The sequence below is a fragment of the Altererythrobacter sp. GH1-8 genome (genome assembly GCF_043702085.1).
In the GTDB taxonomy this organism is placed as follows: Bacteria; Pseudomonadota; Alphaproteobacteria; order Sphingomonadales; family Sphingomonadaceae; genus Erythrobacter.
In genome coordinates, this window is the sequence record NZ_CP171690.1 from 1,714,480 (window position 1) to 1,729,853 (window position 15,374).

At 61.4% G+C, this 15,374-nt stretch carries 16 protein-coding genes; 11 read left to right on the forward strand and 5 right to left on the reverse strand.

Annotation, left to right across the window (positions count from 1 at the left end; all coding sequences use genetic code 11):
- Nucleotides 1-15 precede the first annotated feature (15 nt).
- The 4 genes from ACG9DO_RS08355 to ACG9DO_RS08370 all read right to left on the reverse strand — a co-directional run bounded on the left by ACG9DO_RS08355 (nucleotide 16) and on the right by ACG9DO_RS08370 (nucleotide 2,996).
- Nucleotides 16-1,077, reverse strand: coding sequence for a CBASS cGAMP-activated phospholipase (locus ACG9DO_RS08355; RefSeq protein WP_278016128.1), 1,062 nt, complete (start codon nucleotides 1,075-1,077; stop codon nucleotides 16-18).
- Complete coding sequence (locus ACG9DO_RS08360) at nucleotides 1,040-1,540, reverse strand: hypothetical protein (protein ID WP_212451808.1); 501 nt, start codon at nucleotides 1,538-1,540, stop codon at nucleotides 1,040-1,042. Before ACG9DO_RS08360 ends, ACG9DO_RS08355 begins: the two co-directional genes overlap by 38 nt.
- Nucleotides 1,525-2,706: a nucleotidyltransferase gene (locus ACG9DO_RS08365; protein ID WP_278016127.1), complete on the reverse strand. Its 1,182-nt coding sequence runs from the start codon at nucleotides 2,704-2,706 to the stop codon at nucleotides 1,525-1,527. The genes ACG9DO_RS08360 and ACG9DO_RS08365 overlap by 16 nt, the downstream gene beginning before the upstream one ends.
- A 68-nt stretch (nucleotides 2,707-2,774) precedes the next feature.
- Nucleotides 2,775-2,996 carry a DUF2188 domain-containing protein gene (locus ACG9DO_RS08370; RefSeq protein ID WP_212451804.1) on the reverse strand — a complete coding sequence of 74 codons (222 nt, stop codon included), beginning with the start codon at nucleotides 2,994-2,996 and terminating at the stop codon, nucleotides 2,775-2,777.
- A gap of 155 nt (nucleotides 2,997-3,151) precedes the next feature.
- Between ACG9DO_RS08370 and ACG9DO_RS08375 the strand changes: the two genes are divergently transcribed.
- From ACG9DO_RS08375 to ACG9DO_RS08405, 7 genes are all read left to right on the forward strand, one after another.
- Nucleotides 3,152-3,478 (forward strand): helix-turn-helix domain-containing protein, encoded by a 327-nt coding sequence (locus ACG9DO_RS08375; RefSeq protein ID WP_278016126.1) that lies wholly within the window; start codon nucleotides 3,152-3,154, stop codon nucleotides 3,476-3,478.
- Nucleotide 3,479: 1 nt separating this feature from the next.
- Nucleotides 3,480-4,385, forward strand: a complete 906-nt coding sequence (locus ACG9DO_RS08380; RefSeq protein WP_278016125.1) for an ImmA/IrrE family metallo-endopeptidase — start codon at nucleotides 3,480-3,482, stop codon at nucleotides 4,383-4,385.
- Nucleotides 4,386-4,612: 227 nt separating this feature from the next.
- Entirely contained in the window at nucleotides 4,613-5,542 is a 930-nt protein-coding gene (locus tag ACG9DO_RS08385; RefSeq protein ID WP_212451799.1) for an ArdC family protein, read from the forward strand.
- An 11-nt stretch (nucleotides 5,543-5,553) separates the two neighbouring features.
- Entirely contained in the window at nucleotides 5,554-5,994 is a 441-nt protein-coding gene (locus ACG9DO_RS08390) for a hypothetical protein (RefSeq protein WP_212451797.1), read from the forward strand.
- Between the two features lie 219 nt (nucleotides 5,995-6,213).
- Nucleotides 6,214-7,149 (forward strand): DUF2493 domain-containing protein, encoded by a 936-nt coding sequence (locus ACG9DO_RS08395; protein ID WP_212451795.1) that lies wholly within the window; start codon nucleotides 6,214-6,216, stop codon nucleotides 7,147-7,149.
- 70 nt (nucleotides 7,150-7,219) lie between these two features.
- Complete coding sequence (locus tag ACG9DO_RS08400; protein ID WP_212451793.1) at nucleotides 7,220-7,489, forward strand: hypothetical protein; 270 nt, start codon at nucleotides 7,220-7,222, stop codon at nucleotides 7,487-7,489.
- Nucleotides 7,490-7,768: 279 nt separating this feature from the next.
- The gene (locus ACG9DO_RS08405; protein WP_278016124.1) at nucleotides 7,769-8,167 is read left to right on the forward strand and encodes a single-stranded DNA-binding protein; all 399 of its coding nucleotides are present in this window, start codon (nucleotides 7,769-7,771) and stop codon (nucleotides 8,165-8,167) included.
- Nucleotides 8,168-8,245: 78 nt separating this feature from the next.
- On the opposite strand, the gene ACG9DO_RS08410 is transcribed toward ACG9DO_RS08405, so the two are convergent.
- Entirely contained in the window at nucleotides 8,246-8,500 is a 255-nt protein-coding gene (locus ACG9DO_RS08410; protein WP_212451789.1) for a DUF6437 family protein, read from the reverse strand.
- Between the two features lie 343 nt (nucleotides 8,501-8,843).
- Between ACG9DO_RS08410 and ACG9DO_RS08415 the strand changes: the two genes are divergently transcribed.
- The 4 genes from ACG9DO_RS08415 (at nucleotide 8,844) to mobF (ending at nucleotide 15,365) form a co-directional block, all read left to right on the forward strand.
- Nucleotides 8,844-9,065: a hypothetical protein gene (locus tag ACG9DO_RS08415; protein ID WP_212451787.1), complete on the forward strand. Its 222-nt coding sequence runs from the start codon at nucleotides 8,844-8,846 to the stop codon at nucleotides 9,063-9,065.
- A gap of 680 nt (nucleotides 9,066-9,745) precedes the next feature.
- Nucleotides 9,746-10,075: a hypothetical protein gene (locus ACG9DO_RS08420; RefSeq protein WP_212451721.1), complete on the forward strand. Its 330-nt coding sequence runs from the start codon at nucleotides 9,746-9,748 to the stop codon at nucleotides 10,073-10,075.
- Nucleotides 10,065-12,404 carry a type IV secretion system DNA-binding domain-containing protein gene (locus tag ACG9DO_RS08425; protein WP_278016123.1) on the forward strand — a complete coding sequence of 780 codons (2,340 nt, stop codon included), beginning with the start codon at nucleotides 10,065-10,067 and terminating at the stop codon, nucleotides 12,402-12,404. The genes ACG9DO_RS08420 and ACG9DO_RS08425 overlap by 11 nt, the downstream gene beginning before the upstream one ends.
- 48 nt (nucleotides 12,405-12,452) lie before the next feature.
- Nucleotides 12,453-15,365 carry a MobF family relaxase gene (mobF, locus tag ACG9DO_RS08430; protein WP_278016122.1) on the forward strand — a complete coding sequence of 971 codons (2,913 nt, stop codon included), beginning with the start codon at nucleotides 12,453-12,455 and terminating at the stop codon, nucleotides 15,363-15,365.
- Nucleotides 15,366-15,374 lie beyond the last annotated feature (9 nt).

Below are 15,374 nucleotides of genomic sequence, written 5' to 3' on the forward strand. Positions count from 1 at the left end.
CCGAATAGTCGGCCATTAGCCCGCTCGCGAGCCATGAAATGCTTCATAAGGATCGACAGGCACTGCGAAAAAGCGCTGGCTAACAACCTCGTCAAAAGTGCTCGCCAAGGGCGCAGCAAGTGGAAGCAGAACTTGTTTGGCGCGATAATAATCGTCGAGCTCGATGGGGTTATCAGGCATCAGGGGCGCGTCAATTCTCACGAGTTGGTCGCGACCAATGAGAAGTCCTGCTTGACCAAGCGCGTTCTGGCTAGCAAGCCGCATTGCCGACGAGATGACCTCTTTCCAGTGCCATAGTCCGCCGAGCCGGACCTGATCATCTGAGATAAGCATCTCGGACTCGCCACAGCCGAGCGACAGAATCTGGACTTGGCGCCGATTGAGATCATGGCAGCTTAGCGCATCGACTAGCGCAACCATAACAGGATTGTTCGCCCAGACGCCTCCGTCGGCAAAGCGCCGCTCCCCATTCCTATAGACGGAGAAGAAAGTCGGCGCCGCGGAGGTTGCGAGTGCGGCTGTCACCATTTCCTCGCGCCAGTCGAGTTTGAAGTCGGGGTGGTGCGGTGTCTTGAAGATGTGGACCTCGGTGAAGCCATCGAATGCCGGTATGCACAAACGGCAGTGCGCATCGCCGATTTGCCGCTCGCCGAACAGCTTGCGTAGCTCGCGTTCGAGTGGACCACGCTCATACTGGTAGCGAGTCAACGAATGGAAAAAGCGAAGGCCCGATTTAAGCCTGCTAAAAGGGGGGCGGATTGGCGGAAATATTGCTTCGCCATGATCGAGGTAGAGCTTGAGGATTTCGCTTGCGCGCATTCCAATTGACAGGCCGAGGGCAATGATACCACCTGTAGACGTCCCGGCGATTAGGTCGAAATATTCGCCTGCCGAGCGGCCATCCAAGTGGCGAGATTCAAACTCTGCCAAAAGAGCAGCCGGCAGGATGCCGCGAATCCCGCCGCCGTCGATCGAGAGAATGCGGAAGGGCTTGTCGGTAGGCCAGGGCAATTGCACCCGCTGCTCGACTAATGTGCCGTCAGACCGCCGCGATGGCCTTTTTGTTTGCAATGCCATCTTGCTCCTCTCGTGTCGGGTGCCGACCGCCGCCGCGCCATGACTTAGTCGCGAGCCAACCCTCATAGAAGAAGAGGTAGCGCGAACTCCACGGCACCGTCGTCTCGGCGAGCAGATCGCTCGGAGTCCACTCGCGATTATAGGCGTCGAACAGGCAGAGATAAGGCAGCCTTGGTTCGTCGCGGTTCACATAGACGTGGGGGACAGGGCCTTCCTCATAGTCTGAATGCCGTTCGAGAACGGGATCGAGAATCTGAACGCGCGGTTGAACCTGCAGCAGCGAGAAGGCCTCGATCGCCAACGGCACACGATAGCCGATCCGAACCGTGTAAAAGCGCTGGAGAGGTTGCAGACGTCCCTGCCAGACAGCGTATCGATCGGCGCGCTCGATGACCTTGAAGCCGGGCCAGCGCTCGGCCATCGCGGCAATCTGATTCTCGATGCTGATCAGTCCGGGATGCATCCGCCACCCATGTTGGTACTGGCGCGCGCGGCTGTGCTGGTCGCAGCGCCGATGATGGCGGGCGCGCCGGTAAGGATGCGTCCGGTCGTTCCGAAGCGCATCGCGCCGCGTTCGGCTTCGCGCCGGCTTGCATCGAGAAAGCGTTCGACCGCGAAGCCCGCCGCCGTCTCGCCAAACAGGTCATCGAGGATGGTCCGCATTTCGGTCAGATTTGCGTTGTCGCTGCGAAGGCGACCAAGCTGCCGCTGCAGATGATCGAGATCACGCATATAAACGTTCTGCGCGGCGACCTCCCTAGGCCATCGATCTGTGAAGATATCCTCCGGGAAGGAGGGGTTGCGTACGACCAAGGTGTCAAACCGGCGAACGTGATCCTGAAGCTGGCCACTGATGTGCGAGGCAATATTGACGACCTCGTCAACCAGCCCGGACTGCGCCGGACCGCTATCCAGAGCCATAGCCGCGAGCACTACCGACGGCGGCTTCCGACCATCGCGCGAGCGGTAGCGGACATCGCGATTCCGCTTCAGCAACTGGAGCGCCACGACGCGCGAGGATTTTTCCGAGAGCGGAACGCGACCGGGTAGCGGGTCGGTTTCGGCCTTCGCGACCACGCCATCCGATATCTGGCGACGGGCGTCGAACATCGTCGCGAAAACCGGATCGAACGCCACCTCACGATTGAAATAATCGGCGAAGCCCCAAGGATTGACCGTCTTGTGGTAGGTTTCGGCGGTCTCTTGGCGCCAGTGAAAAAGATGGCCAGCCTTCAGGGGCGTTTGGTCGAGCCGGGCGATCGGCATGAGATCGACGCGTGTGCCGTCTTCATAGGTTACGGTGACGCAGCGGCTGTTGAGGGTCACCCGCCCATGATAACGGCTGCCTTCCTCACCGTTGATCGCAACGAAAAGGGTCGCCAGCACGCCCGACGGCTCACTGAACGGCGAAATATCGAGTTCGATCACGACGTCGACATCGTGCTGATCTTTCGAGACGCGCGATGCGATCGCGGTTCCGGTCGCGAAACTACCGCCCGGATAGCAGGCGATCACCTTCCCGTGGAGCGGGCTGTCGGGCCGATCCACATGGGCGCAGAGCGCCTGATAATGCTGTTCGGCTTCGTCATGCTTGGTGGGCGAGAGCTGGATGCGGCGCGCGACGTCCATCAGGAGAGCATCGGCGGCCGAAGGCGGCAAGATCGGCTTCTGGTACGTCATTTCAGGGCTCCCTTGGTTCAGCCTTCGGGCGGGAATTCGTCGCGGCCATGACTGTCACGCGCGCGAATTCGGCCGTTGCGGCCATGGATGAGAAGTTCGGATTCCTGATTGCGGGCGATCTCGCGACCGCGGGCAATCGCCTCAGCCTGTGTCCGGTGAACGGACGACGCACGCTGGCCTCCGGCCGGCTGAACGGCCCAGCCACGACGGTGGGGTGTAATATGCTGGTTACGACTCATGAGCGATTCCTTGTCTGATTGGCCCGACAAAATCGTAAGATATACCGAACGACGCTCTAGGTCAACTGACCGGACGAAAACGTTCGTTTGACCGAACGATTGTTGATTCCTATGAGGGTGTCCGCATGATAGGATGCGTGAAAGGAAATCGGTCAATGTCCTTGGCGACGAAGCTTCAGAAACTTCGCACTGCAAAGCGACAGTCGCTTCAGGATGTCGCGGACGCCATCGGCGCATCGAAAGCGCACGTCTGGGAACTGGAGAAGGGCACCGCCAAGAATCCGTCGATCGAGCTCGTCCGGAAGCTCGCCGATCATTTCGGCGTTTCGATTGCCAGCCTTGTTGGAGAGGCTCCCGACGAAGGCAGCGACGAAGAACAATTGCTCGTCATGTATCGCGACCTGAAATCGCTCGATACGAAGGAGCGCGAGCTGATCGAAGACATTATCAAAGGGATGCAGAAGCGCCGAACCGGGGGGTAGGATGGAGATTGATCGGATCGAACTCGCGGACTGCGGTTCGCCGGAAAAGATCATCGCTGAAATCATGCGGCAGGTGCCCGACATGCCGATCCCGGTGCCGATTGAGGAATTGGCCGAGGCGGTCGGCATCACCGATATCCATCGGCTGGAAACAGCCAGCTTCGAAGGTGGACTTGTTACACAGCCCGAACGCGCGAGTGGCGTCATCCTGGTCAACAGCAAGGGCTCGGTGCAGCGCCAGCGCTTCACTATCGGGCACGAACTCGGACATTATCTTATTATCGCGCACCAGCCCGCGCGCGCCGGTCAGTTCACATGCTCGAAAGCCGATATGGCGATCCGTGAGGCGGACCGTGACAATCGTGCGCGGCGGATGGAGTTGGAGGCAAATCGGTTCAGTGCGGGCATGCTCATGCCGCTCGCGCACTTCAAACCCGATATGCGCAATCTGGGGACACCAGCGCTGGAGCATGTGTTCACGCTGGCCACGCGCTACAATATGAGTAACGAAGCGACCGCTCTTCAATATGTGCAGTACAATGATGCCGTTTGCGCGGTTATCATTTCGAAGGATGATGTCGTCCGGCGAATCTACAAGCCCAGCCGTTTTCCTTTCATTGATGTTCGGATCGGGACCCGGCTGCCCACACCTTCACTCGCCGCGCGCCTGTCCAATGGTCAGCAATCCGATTGGGATGACGTGAGCGCCGGAGTGTGGCTCGCTCTTTCGACAGAAGGTCCTCACCCATCCCTGCAGGAACAAGCTTATCGCCTGCACAACGGATGGATGATGACGTTGCTCATTCATACTGATCAGGACGAAGAGGAAGATGGCGAGGGTGGGATTTCCGATGCATTTGACGTGTGGGAGAACCCTCGATTTCCATCACGAAGTCGGCGGCGGTGAATGAAGCCGACCCAGGATTTTCTGGACCAAGTAGTGGGCGCGATCGTCGAAGCCATCACAAGTAGCGGACATAGCTGCAACGAAAGCGAAGATCATTCTTGGTTGACCTTTACGCATCCCTCTAATGTTCAATGAGGACGCATAGCCGTAATCATTAAACGAGAGGGGAGAGAGCTTTGCTTTTCCTGAACCGGGACATGCCCGTCCCGGCGTTCAGGAGAACTCCCATGACCAAATCCCGCCGCACTGCCTCTGCTTCGCCAGCCCAGCGCATTACCGCGGCCATCATCGAAAAGCTCGAGCAAGGGACAAAGCCGTGGGTAAAGCCGTGGCGCGGCGTGCCAGTCTCCCGTCCTTTGCGTTCTTGCGGAACGCCCTATCGCGGAATGAATACCTTCTGGCTGTGGATGGTGGCCGATGGCTGTGGCTACACTTCGCCATACTGGATCACCTACCGCCAGTGCCATAAGCTTGGTGGACAGGTCCGCAAGGGCGAGAAATCGACCATCGCAATCTTCTACAAGAGCTACACCAAGGAGGTCGAAAACGCCGAAGGCGAGGCCGACACCGAAAACCGGCGCGTGCTTAAGGCCTATGCCGTGTTCAACGCTGACCAGTGCGATGGCCTCCCCGAGTTCTATCATCCCAAGCCATTCATTGCTGCGCTTGATCCCGAAGGAGGCGAAGACCGGCTCGATGCCTTCTTTGCCCATATTGGCGCAGACCTGCGGCATCATGGTGCTCATGCCTACTACGAGCCGATGCGCGACCGGGTCACCATGCCGCCAACCGAACTGTTCGAAGCGTATGACCACTATTACGCGACGCTCGCGCACGAGCTGTCGCACTGGACGGGACATTCCTCGCGGCTCGATCGCGATCTCAAGAACCGCTTTGGCAGCGACGCCTATGCTGCCGAAGAACTGATCGCCGAACTCTCGTCGGCAATCCTCGGAGCCGAACTGGGTCTTCCGGTCACCCACCTCGACCATCACGCCAGCTACATCGCATCTTGGCTCAAGATCCTCAAATCGGACGAGCGCGCGATCCTCACTGCTGCGGCCAAGGCCGAGGAAGCGGCAAGCCTGCTGCTCAAACTGGGTGGTTGCCAATCCCACGAAAGCAAGCCCGACATCAATCTCGCTGATGCAGCCTGAGGAGCAGAGAGATGGGACGTTCAGTCAGCTATCCGACCGGCTCCGTGGTAGCCTTTCGCCTGCTTTATGATGGCGAAGACGAAGATGTCGACTGGGCCTACGAGTGCCTCGTCGACGAGATCATCTATACCACGAAGGCGGCCTTTCCTTCCTTTGAACGCTTCGATGGATGGCGCGGCCGCGAGGATCGCATCCTCCTGCGAAACGCCTTCGCCGATTGCGGCATATCGACCTATTGCGGTCTCGCGGCGATCTGGCTCGTAGAGCGCGATGACGCTCGCTACTGGGAAGCCGATTTCTACAACCCGCGAAGGGCAAGGGCACGGCACTGGCTCGGCCAGGTGTCGGGACGGTTCATCGACCTGTTCGGTGAGCTGCGCTTGGTCGGTCGGTTCTCGAATGGCGAAGCGATCTTCGAGCGCTCCCGATCTGCTTGCGACACCGTGCCCTGATCCTGCCTCATCCCTGCCCGCCGGGAAAGGCCCTTGGGCCGGTCGGAGCGCGCCGCAACCTGCGGCCCGTCGGCCCGTGTTGCCCGCGCCAGCCTAGGGCCGCAGGTTTCCCGCTACGCGGTGCGTCTCGCCCCTTTTCCCGGCCCTGATCGGGCTCCGGCGGACAGGGCCGAGGCAATGGTGCCTCCTCTCCTTGTCCCCGCGATCAGGAGACACCCCATGTACGACAGCTTCATCGACCAGTTGAGCGGCCTCGACCTTTCAGGCCTCAGCATCAGGCCAGCCCCCTTCAACGAGACCGACTTTCCCTGCGAGGATGCGATCGACCAGACGCTTGGTGCCGTATGGTCCGACCTCTTCGCGATGTTTTCCGACACGGCCCTGGAAGCAGATGCCGAGGATATTGCCTGGGGCGTGGTCAATCTCTTTCACCGCGCAGCCAGCCGCAAGTCGGCTCAACTTGACCGGGCCGGCGACGAGATCCGGGTCCTCCTCGCATCAGCCGACGGGTCCGAAGTGCATTCGAGCAATCTTGAAGAGCAGGTTGAGCGTGCGCAGGCTGCCGAAGCCAGCATGCTTGCCTTTGAGCAGATGCGCGAGGCGGCGGCAGCACTTTACCGCGACGAGACCGGTTCCTCGTGGAAGCCCGTTTCCGGCTCGCGTGCGAGCCATTCGCGCCATCTCACGTCGGCTGTTATCGATGCCCGCGATTTCCTCCGCGCACGTGCTGAGAAGCGGCGTCACGCTCTGATTCCGGAAGGAATTCCGGTCCTCTTCGCCGGTGGTCGCCAGAGCTTCGAGAGCGCCGAGGATGCGAAGCGATATGCTGACAATATCTGGGCAACGCTGGACAAGGTTCGCGATGCGGTTCCAGATCTCTTCCTGGTCCATGGCGGCGATGGCAAGGGTGCAGATCGCCTCGCAGCGAGCTGGGCCGAGCGCCGCGAGGTGCAGCAGCTGACCTATTCGCTCGATCGTCGGCTTGGTGCCCGCGCCGGCTTCAAGCGCAACGAGCAAATGCTTGCGCTCAATCCGCGTTACGTCGTCGCCTTTCCGGGAAATGGCGTGACCGAACGGCTCGTCATCGATGCCAAGGCACGCCGGATCACGGTGGTCGATCGCCGCGGCCTCTTGGGCACCTCTCCCGGGTCCTGAGTGGGCATTCATCATCAGCATCGTAAACGTCTGCATGTGCATCCGGCATCGACCCGACTATGGACCGGTCATGCAACTTGACGATCTGCTGCAGCGCTACTTTGCCACCACCGACCTCTCCGGGGTTTCTCCCGACACCTTTGCAGCCGGCATTGAGCATTGCCGGGTCGATCTCGGCCTTGAGGACGACCGGGGCAAGCGCTTTGCACTGTGGTCGTTCCTGCACATGTTTGGGTCTGCCCCCGATCTCGACGTTGCGTTCGAAAACGAGGAAGACCGGGAAGCAGCCCGCAACTTCATGGATCTCCTGGCGGCATCGGAAGGCGATGGAGCAGGCTGATTGCAGCAGGGTATTGGCACCTTCAGGCCCGCACCCGATACCCATCCGGCTTTCTTCGCGAACAGTCCTGAATCAGGTCAGCTGAGGACAGCAACCCGTTCCTTGCCGGCCGTGTTGGCAGCTGCGCTGCCTGCCCGCACCACCCGTCATGAACAGGTTCCCCTTCGGCCCCCAGACGATGTCTGCTGGCCTGCGGTGCAGTCCTCCCATGCCCTGCTTCTTCTGGATGTTCGCAAGCCGGAGATGGTCTCCGGTTTGAGGAACCGAAGGACTTACACCATGACCAATATCGCAATCCTCACCGGCCGCATCGCCCGCGATCCGGATACCCGCGAGACCAAGGGCGGCACCAATGTCACCGGGATCACCGTCGTCACCGATCGCCCAGCACGCGACAAGGACGGCAAGACCTACAAGGACGAGAACGGCTACACCGCCAAGGAAAGCGAGTTCCACCGGGTGACCTGCTTCAATGGCCTCGCCAAGACCGTCGGCCAGTACTGCACCAAGGGCCAGCTGGTCAGCGTCCAGGGCCGTATCCACTACACCCAGTGGGAGGACAAGGACGGGGTCACGCGCTACGGTACCGAGATCCTCGCGGACAAGGTCGATTTCCTCTCCCGCGGCAGTGGTTCGAGCGACGACAACGAGAACACCGACGCTCCCGAGATCGACTGAACTCTCCCGTCGGTCTCCCTCCCGAAGGGGTCCTGTCCTACCGGACAGGGCCCCTTCTTACTGTTCCTACTCTCCGGTTCACTGTTCGGTAGGAGAAGATGAGCGAGCCGGTGGAAGCAGCCTCTGCAGAGATGCTTCTTCGCCGAGCTTTCCAAGTTCTCCGGCAACTCTTGCGAGCGCCTTCTTCGAGAAGGTCTCAAGTCCTGTTCCCAATATGATGCGGCCCAGTTCTAGGGCGGCTTGCTCCTCAAGTTGTTTCTGGCGCTCGGCAAGTGCCAGCCGGTCGGCCTCGAGTTTCCGGAGTGCTGCGACAGCGCTTCGTTTGGTTGGCATCGGGGTTCCTTTCCTGCACCCCTCGGTGGATCCTCCCTTCGATCAACATGCACCCGGGCACAGCCTGTAGGAAAGTCCAATCGCGCGGGTCGTCCCTTGCACTAGGTAACGGAGCGGGGGAGGGGGCTGGCTCACCGAGTTCCAAGGGTGATGGGCATAGGGCCGGCGCGTCAAGGACGGCGGGGCCCCACCATTTTGCCTCCCCTGCGCTTTGCTCCGGTCCGACAAAATCGTTGCCCCCACCGCCGCTTCGCGGTCGCCCTCGGGGCGATCCCTGACCCGCCGGCCCCATGCCCCTCCGCCTGTTTCCTGTCGTCTCAGCGACAGGTTTCAGGAGGATATCATGACTGCACTCAGCACCTTGGACACGAACGCGCACAGCTATTTCGAAGCGCTTGCAGTTGCCGAAAGGCGCGCCCTGCACAGTTTCTTCGACCAGCACGTGGTGGAAGATGAAGACCTGGGCTACTTCGCCCTGGACGAGGGTGACTACAACGCACTGCCTGCGCATCTCGCCAGCCGCGTGGTGCACACGGTCCATGGGGCCTTGCTGGACGAATACTGACGACCAAACGAGGGCAGGAGCCGGTGACGGTTCCTGCCCTTTTTTCGTGTTCGCTGGCACTGGAGCGGGACGAAATGTGGAGCGGGGCTGGGGACGCGCTCGGTCCCGCCCCGCCTTCGGCGGTGCTCCTGCGGGCGCGGCCATTTTTGTTCTGGGCCCCGCGCGCACTCCCGAGCGGCAGCGGGTCGGTCCGGCGCGGTGCCGCGGCACCGACAGGCCCCGGTCCCGGGCACCGCACGCGCTCCTTTGCCGCAGCCTTTACGGGGGTGCGGTCTTTGTGCGTGGTATTCTTTCAATTACAGATCAGGCTGGATTACGGCCGCGAACTGGATGCTCGCGCCGCCAAGGGCTTTGCTGGAAAATGCCTTCGAGAACGGAACGACCAAGATCACCGGATTTCGCCGCGCAATGGGGAACAGAATTGGCACACCGTACGCAGCGGGTGCTGCAATGGAAGGCGCGGAATTGTTTCGCGAATTCACGAAATTTCGCCGATACCATCTTCTGTGCCGGATGCGGTCCAGTTGCTCGCCGGACCGTGCCGAGTCGGCACAGATCCATCTAGCCTCCTGCAATTGTTTGTGAATTTTCCGTTTTCCTACACCCCCTGCTGCGGCCTAGAGTGGCACTTGCCTTTCGAAGGGTGAGCCAGGTTCTTTGAACACAAGGAACTTGGAAAAATGCAAAGACACCACCGGTTCGTGACCTATGTCACGCCCCTGATCGCCGAATGGATCAGGAAACAAGCAGACGAGCGCAGGGTCAGCGCGAGTATCGTTGTTTGCGATTGCATCTTCGATGCCTGGCAGCGCGCGACCGAAGCTGATCTGAGGACGCCGGCGACCGATCCGGTGCGCCAGCACATCTTCATCACGGTCGCATTGGATGCGCTGCTTACGCATCATCCCGACAGCACTCTGCGCGACAGAACGGTCGCTGCCTACCAGCGCCGGCTGGAACGCCTCGGTATCGTTGCACCCCGATCCATGGGAGGCGACGATGAAGCATAATCTCGTCAACTTCACCCGCGGCAGCCAGCTCCTCGGGCATTTCGGCTTCATGTTTGCCGCGGGCCTCAAGGGACCCCTGATCGTGACACTCCTGGTCGTTCTCGGGCTGGTCTATTGGGACGTAAGCAGCGCGCTAGACGACTATCAGGTCTACCTCCTGTGGATGCATGCCTATGCCTCTGGTTATGCCTTCATGGAGTTCGATCCGGACAAGCTTGTGAACCTCAAGCTGGCCGATGGGAACCTCGTTGCTTTTCCTATTTCCGTCGTGACCGATTACCCGCCGATGCGCGAAGCGGTCGCGCTATTCCGGAGCGCGGTGATCAGCGCCTTGTGGCTTGCTGGGTTCATTCTTGCGCCGCTCTTCGCTCTTTTCTGGTGGGTTGCCGAACGCTTCGGCGAGAAGTCCAAACAGAAGAAGCATGTGCGCGGGGCGGAGCTTGCTACCTTGCGTGAACTTGACCGGGAGATCGCCGCGCACAACCGCAATGCCCGTGCCCGCGAGTATGGCGATGCGTTGGGCTGGCGCTGGCGTCTGGCCGGGTCGGCTTCGCTGCGGGATGCGGGCTTCTATTCTCCAGCGCATCTGGCAGGGGTCAGCTGGCCTTGGCGCCTCGAGCAGAGCCACGCGATGCTTGTTGGCACAACCGGGACAGGCAAGACCGTCGTCCTAACCGAGCTTACCAGGGAGATCCGTGAACGGGGCGAACGTGCGGTCATTTTCGATCTTACCGGGGCCTTTGTCGAAACCTTCTACGATCCCAAACGCGACATCATTCTCAACCCGCTCGACGCGCGTTGCCCCGCATGGAGCGTGTTCAACGATTGCTCCACGCGTGCCGAATTCCATGCCGCAGCGGAGTCGCTCGTCCCGCATGATGGGGGCGGCGCCGAACAGTTCTGGGTGCTCGCCGCGCGCACGCTGTTCGTCGAGACCTGTCTCAAGCTCGCCGAAGCGGGGCGGGGCACCAACGCCGCGCTGGCGCACGAACTCATGAACGCCGATCTCTCCGATCTGCACCGTCTCGTCGAAGATACCATGGCCGGTCCCATCAGCACGCCGAGCGCGGCGCGCATGGCGGAATCGGTGCGTGCAGTGTTCAATGTCAATGCCAAGGCGCTCCAGATGCTGCCCGAAGACGGGAAGCCCTTTTCGGTCCGCGAGTGGATCAATGGGGCAGGAGGACCGGGCTCGATCCTGTTCCTGTCTGCCCGCTACATCGACATGAGCGTGCTCTCGCAGTTACTCACGCTGTGGCTCGATACCGCGATCAATACGCTGATGGCGGGCCAGCGCTCGCGGGACATCAGGCTCTGGTTCCTGATCGACGAACTGGGCGCCCTGCATCGTCTCCCTTCACTCGAAAAGGGCCTCCAGACCGCGCGCAATTTCGGGGGCGCGATCGTCACCGGGATTCATGCCTTTGCCAAGCTCAAGGATGTCTACGGTGAGAACATGGCGATGACCCTCTCCTCGCTTGCCCGCACCAAGCTGATCCTTGGCACAGCAGATCGCGAGACCGCCACCTGGTGTTCCGATATCATCGGCCACCGCGAGGTTCGCGAGATGGAGGAAGGTTACAGCTACGGCTACAACAATGCGCGTGACGCGGTGAGCCTGACGCCCCGGCGCCAGGTCGTTCCGTTGCTGCTTCCTGACGAGCTGATGAAGCTCAAGAACCTTCATGGTTTCATCAAGTTTCCCGAAGGATTTCCGGCGGCACCCGTGGTTCTCGCACCGCGCAACTGGCCTCGGGTAGCCGAAGGCTTCATTCCCCGCGATATGCCGAAGCCACCGCCGCAGACCCGGCACTCTGATGGTAAAGATGGAGCAGGGGGCGGTGCCGGAGCAGCCTCTGAAACAGGCGACAATGATGGTGATCCTCGCCGGATGAGGGACGCGCACGATCGCTCCGACAGCGCTGAAAAGAAAGCCGACAAGGAAGACAAAAAGGAACTGCGCCGGACCCGTCGCAGCAACAAGGGCGATCAGGCTCGACCGGACCAGACAAGGAAGCGTCGCGATCCGAATGCGCGAGGGAAAAAGGCGACATCGGACCCTCAGCGGCCGGCTCAATCCGAACTTCCTCTGTCTTCGAAAGCTGAGGAGCACCGCGGCATGGAGCAACGGGCTGTGCCTTCCGCCAGATCCGATATTCCCGATCCCGCAGCGCATCAGCGAGCACACGTCGCGCGCGGCAAGGCCGACCAGAGGCTCCAGGAAGAGCAGCAGAAGTCGCTGCTGGGCGGTGCAGCGAAGCAGGGTCGCGATGCCGATCAGGGGCAGGACCATGGTCACGATTACGGGGACTTCGATCCGGATATGTGACGCTCAACCGGGGAGGGGACGAGGGCCAAGAGAAAGTGATCCCAGCCCATGCTTTCCGTCGCCAATGTCCGCTCGCCATCGGCGGCGGCAAGCTACTTCGCTTCGGACAATTACTACGCGAGCGCCGATGCCGACCGCTCGGGCCGGTGGGTCGGCAAGGGTGCAAGGCGCCTTGGTCTCGACGGCAAGGTCGAGACCCAAGCGTTCGACGCGCTGCTGCGTGGCGAGCTGCCCGACGGCAGCAGTGTCGGCAATCCCGGGCAGGCACACCGCCCAGGTACAGACCTCACCTTCTCCGTTCCCAAGAGCTGGTCGCTGCTGGCGCTCGTCGGGAAGGACGAGCGGATCATCCCCGCCTACCGCGAAGCCGTCCTCGAAGCGCTGGACTGGGCTGAGAAGAATGCGGCCGAGACCCGGATGGTGGAGAAAGGCAAGATCGTAACGCAGGCCACCGGAAACCTTGCGATCGGCCTGTTCCAGCACGACACCAACCGCAACCAGGAGCCGAACCTCCATTTCCATGCGGTCATCGCCAATGTCACGCAAGGCAAGGACGGGAAGTGGCGTACGCTCAAGAACGACCGGCTCTGGCAGCTCAACACCACGCTCAATTCTATCGCGATGGCGCGCTTTCGCGTCGCGGTCGAGAAGCTTGGCTATGAGCCGGGACCGACCCTCAAGCATGGCAATTTCGAGGCGCGCGGTATCACCCGCGAACAGGTCATGGCGTTCTCGAGCCGCCGCCAGGAAGTGCTCGATGCGCGGCGCGGTCCTGGTCTTGAAGCAGGCCGCATCGCCGCGCTCGATACGCGCGCCAGCAAGGACACGATCGAGGACCGCGAAACCTTGGGCAAGCTCTGGAGCGAAACCGCGAAATCGATCGGGTTGGACCTCGCGCCCTTGGTCGAGCGGGCCCGGACCCGCACACTGAAACAGTCGATCGAAACTGGCAGGTTCGGCTCGCTTGTCGAGCGCGGGCGCGCATGGCTGGGACGCTTCGCCGCGCATGTCAGGGGCGATCCGGCTGATCCGCTTGTGCCCAAGTCGGTCCTCAGACAGGACCGTAAGACGATCGCAGCGGCACAGGCCGTCGCTTCGGCGGTGCGTCATCTTTCGCAGCGCGAGGCTGCCTTCGAGCGCACCGCGCTCTACAAGGCTGCGCTCGATTTCGGGTTGCCAGCGACGATTGCCGATATTGAAAAACGGACCCGCGCCTTGGTGCGCTCCGGCGACCTCATAGCGGGCAAGGGAGAGCACACGGGCTGGCTGGCTTCGCGAGACGCGGTGATCGCCGAGCAGCGGATCTTGACCGAGGTTGCCGCTGGCAAGGGTGCGAGCTCGTCTGCAGTTGAGCCGGGAAGCGCAAACGCTCGTGTCCAGTCCGCTGCAATGGCAGGGCAGGGGTTCCGGCTGAATGCGGGTCAGCTCGGAGCGGCGAAGCTGATCTTGACGTCCGAAGATCGAACGATCGCGGTCCAGGGAATTGCAGGTGCCGGCAAGAGCAGCGTTCTGAAGCCCGTCGCCGAGGTGCTGCGCGACGATGGCCGCCCGGTCATCGGGCTCGCGATCCAGAACACGCTCGTCCAGATGCTCGAACGCGACACCGGCATCGGCTCGCAGACGCTGGCCCGCTTTCTTGGTGGCTGGAAAAAGCTGCTCGACGATCCTGGCAACGCGGCGCTTCGCGCGGAGGCAAAGGCGGCGCTGAAAGACCATGTGCTTGTCCTCGACGAGGCTTCGATGGTCTCGAATGAGGACAAGGAAAAGCTCGTCCGCCTCGCCAATCTGGCTGGCGTTCACCGCCTGGTCCTGATGGGGGACCGCAAGCAGCTCGGCGCAGTTGATGCGGGCAAACCCTTCGCGCTCCTGCAGCGGACGGGCATGGCGAGCGCTGAAATGGCGACCAACCTGCGCGCCCGCGACCCCGTCATCCGCGAGGCGCAGGCGGCAGCGCAGGCGGGTGATGTACGCACGGCGCTGCGTCACCTGCAGCCGCACACACTCGAGGCCAAGGGCGATGGCGCGCTGGTCGCTGCTGACACCTGGTTGGCGCTCGACAAGGACACCCGCTCGCGCACCTCGATCTACGCTTCGGGCCGCGCCATCCGCTCTGCGGTCAATGCTGCCGTCCAGCAGGGACTTCTCGCCAATGGCGAGATCGGACCGGGCAAGGCCGAGCTTGGAGTGCTGGATCGCGTCAACACGACCCGCGAAGAACTGCGACATCTGTCAGCCTACCAGCCTGGCCGGGTGCTCGAGGTCTCGAGAAAGCAACAGGCCCTGGGACTGTCAGCGGGCGAGTATCGTGTCTTGGGACAGGACCGGAAGGGCAGGCAGGTCGAAGTCGCGGACAAGCGCGGCAAGCGGTTCCGGTTCGATCCCGCGCGGATCAGGGCAGGGAAGGGCGACCAGAATCTGACCTTGCATGAGTCAAGAAAGCTCGAGATCCATGAAGGCGACCGGATCCGCTGGACCCGCAACGATCATCGCCGCGGCCTCTTCAATGCCGACCAGGCCAAGGTGGTTGCCGTTGTCGGCGGGAAGGTCACTTTCGAAACTTCCAAGGGAGACCAGGTTGAGCTCAAAAAGGACGATCCGATGCTGAAGCGGATCGATCTTGCCTATGCGCTCAACGCCCACATGGCGCAGGGTCTGACATCCGATCGCGGCATTGCAGTCATGGACAGCCGCGAGCGCAACCTGTCGAACCAGAAAACGTTCCTGGTGACGATCACGAGGCTTCGCGATCACCTGACACTCGTCGTCGACAGTTCGGACAGGCTCGGAGCAGCCGTGGCACGCAACAAAGGCGAGAAGGCCTCGGCCCTCGAGGTCACCGCACAGTTGACGCCGACAGAAAAGAAAAACGGCGAACTTGATCAGCTGAAACCGGAAGAGGCCAACAAGGCCGAAAAGGAACTCGCCCGAAGCAAGAGCAAGACACTGGACTTCGGGATTTGAAGGGCCGCT